The following is a 6,090-nucleotide window of genomic DNA, read 5'->3' as shown; positions in this document are numbered from 1 at the left end:
TCGGTGGAGCTGCATGACAAAGTCATCGGGCATTATCTGAACATAAAACACTATCAATAAGTTGGAGTCATTACCCGCCTTGCCATCTTTCCAGCTCCTGCAGCGCATCTTTCCCTTGTGTCGCCACCTTATTGGCTCGAATAGCGACGCGGGAGGAATAGGTATCCAGCTCTTCAATAAACGATGTTTCTACCTGCTGATGGGCCAGCCAGATGCTTAAGCCGACAGGCAGCAATACTGAAAGAATCAGTACTCCCGAAATAAGGCCGACCAGATGTCGTGTTCTCACCAGCATATCCTTATTAACACAGTGTAGGGAAAGTATATCTGATTGTGGAAAAAGGCTGGCTGGAGATAAGGAGGTAGAGCTGGTATTTCATGAAGTGATGGGTGGAAACGATCATTGTCATTTGACCAGGCGCAGAGCTTTACGCCTGGTATGTAACCCTAACTTAAGATGTTGATTCGGCGCGAGCGAGGGTAAAAATATCGTAAAAAGACAGTTCACCTTTACGGACGATCATTTTTTGCAGTTGTTCCTTATGAACATCCGCGACACGCGGAGAGTTCAAGATGGCTTCAACCAGCGCGGCAGGTACAAAGCGCGTGTTGTACCATTCGCCGTTATAGCAAACGCGGAAATCCAGCACGTCGATATCTTCATAGCGGTAGCGTGGGTAGACATCGAAAAAGAAGAAACCATTAAGCAGGATAAATAATACAACCAGTAGCCAGACAGAGCCTGACAGCGTTTCGGACTGCAACATCACCGCCAGGGTGGCAAAAAAAGCAACGTACATACCGATAAACAGCCCCGGATGTTTACGGATAAAACTGATACTAAAGCGGGGTTTGTTGTCGCGTTTTTCGCGGGTATTCAGAGACTCAATCGTTTCGGTCAGCAGGCGTTGTATTTCGGTCATCGTTTGCCTTCGTGGTATCTGCAACTTTCCAGGGAACACCCTATTTTAACGTGGGAATAGTAGAGGGGAAGTAACAGATCTACCACAATTTTGCATAACAGTTGCGAAAAACCGATTACAATTTTTTAATTATTCTGGCTGGATTACCGCCCACGACAACGTTGTCCGGGACATCTTTTGTGACAACTGCACCTGAGGCTACCACGACGTTATCACCAATGGTCACACCAGGGTTAATGACCGCGCGTCCGCCAATCCAGACGTTATTACCGATGGTGACGGGTTTCCCCAGTTCAGCACCGCTATTACGTGCTACAGGGTCGATGGGATGTGTTGCCGTGTAGATATGAACGCCTGGTGCCAACATACAGTTATCACCGATGCGAATAGGGCAGACATCAAGCATCACGCAATCGAAGTTGGCGAAAAAATTATTACCGAGAAAAATGTTATAGCCATAGTCACAGCGAAACGTTGGCTCAATATAAGCCTCTGTCACCTGACCGAATAGATCAGCGAGAATTTGCTGGCGTAATGTGTGCTCTTCCGCCAGGGAATGATTGTATCGGTGAATAAGCTGACGAGCGCGCAGGCGATCGCGAGATAACGTCTCATCTGCCGAGCGATACAACTCACCAGCAATCATCTTTTCTTTTTCTGTGCTCATTACTGACCTCCGGTTGCTGAAAATGCGGCAACACAGTAAGACGAAAAGTCAGTGAAGAGAACGTTCCCATTACATCTGTGTGATAAAGATCACATAGGGTATGTTTTCATGGCGAAAAAGTATAAAATTCTTAATAAACAGCCGGTTATAGCTCCGAAAGCGAATTATTTATTAGCGAATAAATTTCCAAACTGAGGAAGGGATCTTGTCGTACAGTTTATTCATGGTCAATTCGGCGAGGCGGTGATCTGCGGCTGAGTAAAATACCGCCAGTTCATTATCTGATAATTCGTATTTATTTTTCTCGATAACACGCTCCAGCGTGTCAATTGTCTGGCAACGACGTAAACGCATTAAATAATCGGTTTTCGTTAAAGGTTTTTCGGACATACTTCTACCCATGGTTGTAATAATTCTAACAAGATAAACTCGCAGGATTCTCTTTCGTCGCATTGACAAAACAACGGAATAGTCGATTACCTGACTTCCGCCATTTCTGAAGATCCTGCATATTAATACCATAACTACTGAACAACATAAAGGTGTCATCCAGATATTCGTCGATCTGCTCAATGAGCTTATTGTCTTCATTATACTTAATTTTGTAATTAAGTGCGAAGGTCGCAATATGCTCAATCAGTTCATTCAACTGGAGGTTGATCGCCGAGGTTGGGTCGTTAACCCAGCCATGATTGCTTTCTTCAAGGTTTGCAAGGCAGTCATGATACAGGGTTTCACAGAGAAACTTAAGCTGTGCGATATCATGTCTTTTGGGTGAGTATTCATCCATAACGCGTCCCCTTCTTAGCGGTTGAACTAACGGACACCTTTCGGGATGGAAAAAACTTACTGACCTGGACTTGCCCTCTCGTTTGTTAGCTTAACTATAAGCCACTCTTTGCAGGTTTTCATCGCATTATTACGAAAAATTACAATTAGGAAGGAAGCGGGACAGGACTCACTTTTTCATACTAGCACCAACCCGCAGCAGGTAAAAGCAGTTTGCTCGAACAGTTTATAACATTTCAGGATTATCGCCAGATGACATTGGTGACACTAATACCAGGATTGCTCTGAATATGACGTAATAACCGAGGAATGAATAAAGAATTACCGCAAATAATTAAGAATAGCCTCTAAATGATTATGGATTATTAAATCTATTAGCGCTACTTAATATAAATTAACTAACAATCAGTATTTTTTATGAATTTTATCCGTGGTTAATACTGGTTTTCGTATGAGATCCTGAGTTGGTGGTTCAATTACTCCTTAATGTTCGTAGGTTATGCATAAAAAAGGCCGCTTGCGCGGCCTTAGTGATTACACGTTGTATCAATGATGATCGACAGTATGGCTGTGCTCGATATCTTCATTCTTGCGGCTAAAGCGGCGGCGAACCACCACAAAGAATACCGGAACGAAGAAGATTGCCAGTACCGTTGCGGTCACCATCCCGCCCATTACACCGGTACCTACTGCGTTCTGCGCGCCGGAACCAGCACCAGTACTGATAACCAGCGGCATAACGCCGAGGATAAACGCCAGCGAGGTCATCAGGATCGGACGTAAACGCATCCGCACCGCATCAAGCGTCGCTTCAATCAGACCTTTACCTTCTTTATCCATCAAGTCTTTGGCGAATTCGACGATAAGTATCGCGTTCTTCGCCGACAACCCAATGGTTGTGAGCAGGCCTACCTGGAAGTAAACGTCATTGGTCAGGCCACGGAAGGTGGCAGCCAGCAACGCACCGATAACCCCCAGCGGAACGACCAGCATAACGGAGAACGGAATCGACCAGCTCTCGTACAGCGCCGCCAGACACAGGAACACGACAATCAACGAAATCGCGTACAGTGAAGGTGCCTGGTTGCCGGAGAGACGTTCCTGATAGGACATCCCCGTCCAGTCATAGCCAACACCGGTAGGCAGTTTGCTCGCCAGTTGTTCCATCAGCTCCATTGCTTCACCGGTACTTTTACCCGGTGCCGCCTGGCCTAAGATTTCCATGGATGGCAGGCCGTTGTAACGTTCCAGACGCGGCGAACCGTACTCCCAACGAGAAGAGGAGAACGCCGAGAACGGCACCATCTGACCATCAGCAGCACGAACATACCAGTCGCCGATATCATCCGGCAGCATACGGTATTTCGCTTCTGACATGACGTAAACTTTCTTCACACGACCGCGGTCGATAAAGTCGTTCACATAGCTACCGCCCCATGCAGCGCCCAGAGTGGTGTTAATGTCGTTGATAGAAACACCCAGCGCCTGCGCTTTTTCCTGGTCGATATCAATCTTAAACTGCGGGGTATCTTCCAGACCGTTTGGACGTACGCTGGTCAGCATATCAGGGTGCTTCGCTGCTTCTGCAAGCAGCTGGTTACGCGCCTGAGTCAGTTTTTCGTGACCAAGGCCAGCCTGGTCAATCAGCTCAAAGTCAAAGCCGGTTGCAGTACCCAGTTCCACGATTGCGGGCAGGTTAAAGGCGAAAACCATCGCATCTTTGATTTGCGAGAAAGCGCGTGTTGCACGCATGGTAATCGCTTCAACTTTGTTTTCTTCGCCCGGACGATCGGCCCAGTCCTTCAAGGAAACGAACGCAATACCGGTATTCTGACCACGTCCCGCAAAGCCGAAGCCGTTAACGGCGAACACCGACTCAACGTTGTTCTTTTCTTTGGTCAGATAGTAATGCGTTACCTCATTGAGCACTTTCTGCGTACGTTCCTGCGTTGCACCTGCTGGCAGCTGAACCATGGTCATAAATACGCCCTGGTCCTCATCTGGCAAGAAGGAGCTTGGCAGACGCACGAACAGATAGGCCATGCCGACCACGATGATCAGATACAGCACCAGGTAACGCCCTGTACTGCGCAGAATACCGCCTACGCTGTCGGTGTAGTGGTGCGTGCTCTTCTCGAACATGCGGTTAAACCAGCCGAAGAAGCCTTTTTTACCTTCCCCGTGATCGCCTTTGGCAATCGGTTTCAGCATGGTGGCACAAAGAGCCGGAGTCAGGATCAACGCTACCAGTACCGACAGCGCCATTGCTGAAACAATGGTAATAGAGAACTGACGATAGATAGCACCAGTAGAACCGCCAAAGAAGGCCATCGGTACGAATACCGCCGACAGTACCATCGCGATACCGACCAGAGCGCCCTGAATCTGCCCCATCGACTTACGGGTAGCTTCTTTTGGCGGCAAACCTTCTTCCGCCATAACACGCTCAACGTTTTCTACCACAACGATGGCGTCATCCACCAACAGGCCGATGGCGAGCACCATCCCGAACATTGTTAGCGTGTTTATCGAGAAGCCAAAGGCGGCAAGGACGGCAAAGGTCCCGAGCAATACCACCGGTACGGCAATGGTCGGAATCAACGTCGCGCGGAAGTTCTGCAGGAACAGATACATAACCAGGAACACGAGGATGATCGCTTCGACCAGCGTTTTAACCACTTCGTGAATAGAGATTTTCACGAACGGCGTGGTGTCGTACGGGTAAACAATTTTCAGACCCGACGGGAAGAACGGTTCCATCTTCGCCAGTTCAGCACGGATTGCCGCAGCGGTATCCAGCGCGTTTGCACCGGTCGCCAGCTTGATCCCCAGACCGGAAGCCGGTTGGCCGTTAAACTCTGCGATGATGTCGTAGTTCTCACCACCCAGCTCAATCTTCGCCACATCACGCAGCAGTACGCGGGAACCATCCTGATTCACTTTCAGCAGGATTTTGCCGAACTCTTCAGTAGAGGTCAGACGCGTCTGAGCAATAATAGAGGCGTTAAGCTGTTGGCCTTTCACCGGCGGCGTACCACCGAGCTGACCCGCAGCAACCTGGGCGTTCTGCGCTTTGATGGCGGTAATGACATCAACCGGCGTTAGCTGGAATTTGTTCAGCTCATTCGGGTTCATCCAGATACGCATCGCGTACTGTGAACCGAACAACTGAACATCACCCACGCCCGACGTACGGCTGATGGCATCTTTCATATTCGCCGCTACGTAGTCAGAGATATCCTCCTGCGTCATGGTGCCATCGGTGTTGATAACGCCGACAACCATCAGGAAGCTGCTGGATGATTTCTCAACGCTCACCCCTTGCTGCTGAACTTCTTGCGGCAGCAACGGCATCGCCAGCTGCAGTTTGTTCTGCACCTGAACCTGCGCGATATCCGCATCAGTACCAGACTCAAAGGTCAGGGTGATCTGCACGGTACCCGTGGAGTCACTGTTAGAGGACATGTACATCAGGTTATCGATACCGTTCATATTCTGTTCGATAACCTGTGTCACCGTGTCCTGCACTGTTTTCGCATCAGCGCCGGGGTAGGAGGCGGAGATCGTTACTGCCGGCGGTGCAATCGTAGGATATTGCGCCACCGGCAGTTTGAGGATCGCCAGCCCCCCTGCCAACATGATGATAATGGCGATCACCCACGCAAAAATCGGGCGATCGATAAAGAAATTAGGCATGTCTTAACGGCTCCT

At 49.0% G+C, this 6,090-nt stretch carries 6 protein-coding genes and 1 pseudogene; 1 reads left to right on the top strand and 6 read right to left on the bottom strand.

Translation table 11 applies throughout. The annotated features are described in order from the left end of the window. A partial coding sequence (locus RTW80_RS31340) for an IS1 family transposase (protein ID WP_071528444.1) occupies window positions 1–60 on the top strand: 60 nt, incomplete at its 5' end. 16 nt (window positions 61–76) lie between these two features. Here RTW80_RS31340 and RTW80_RS11565 read toward each other — a convergent pair. The 6 genes and pseudogenes from RTW80_RS11565 to acrB form a co-directional block, all read right to left on the bottom strand. After that, a pseudogene (locus RTW80_RS11565) lies at window positions 77–289 on the bottom strand (EAL domain-containing protein); the annotation flags it as partial. Window positions 290–452: 163 nt separating this feature from the next. Next, window positions 453–923, bottom strand: coding sequence for a YlaC family protein (locus RTW80_RS11560; protein WP_000136192.1), 471 nt, complete (start codon window positions 921–923; stop codon window positions 453–455). Between the two features lie 115 nt (window positions 924–1,038). Beyond that, a complete protein-coding gene (maa, locus tag RTW80_RS11555; protein ID WP_000102564.1) occupies window positions 1,039–1,590 on the bottom strand; it encodes a maltose O-acetyltransferase in 552 nt (183 codons plus the stop codon). A gap of 171 nt (window positions 1,591–1,761) precedes the next feature. Then, entirely contained in the window at window positions 1,762–1,980 is a 219-nt protein-coding gene (locus RTW80_RS11550; protein ID WP_001291435.1) for an HHA domain-containing protein, read from the bottom strand. Window positions 1,981–2,005: 25 nt separating this feature from the next. Beyond that, complete coding sequence (gene tomB, locus RTW80_RS11545; protein WP_000344800.1) at window positions 2,006–2,380, bottom strand: Hha toxicity modulator TomB; 375 nt, start codon at window positions 2,378–2,380, stop codon at window positions 2,006–2,008. Between the two features lie 545 nt (window positions 2,381–2,925). Next, window positions 2,926–6,075, bottom strand: coding sequence for an efflux RND transporter permease AcrB (gene acrB, locus RTW80_RS11540; protein WP_001132469.1), 3,150 nt, complete (start codon window positions 6,073–6,075; stop codon window positions 2,926–2,928). Window positions 6,076–6,090: the final 15 nt, after the last annotated feature.

Origin of the sequence: Escherichia sp. AM3, from assembly GCF_032029835.1 — a bacterium.
Lineage (GTDB): Bacteria > Pseudomonadota > Gammaproteobacteria > Enterobacterales > Enterobacteriaceae > Escherichia > Escherichia coli.
Note: the sequence above shows the minus strand (reverse complement) of the source record. Positions and strands in the feature narration are given on the sequence as shown.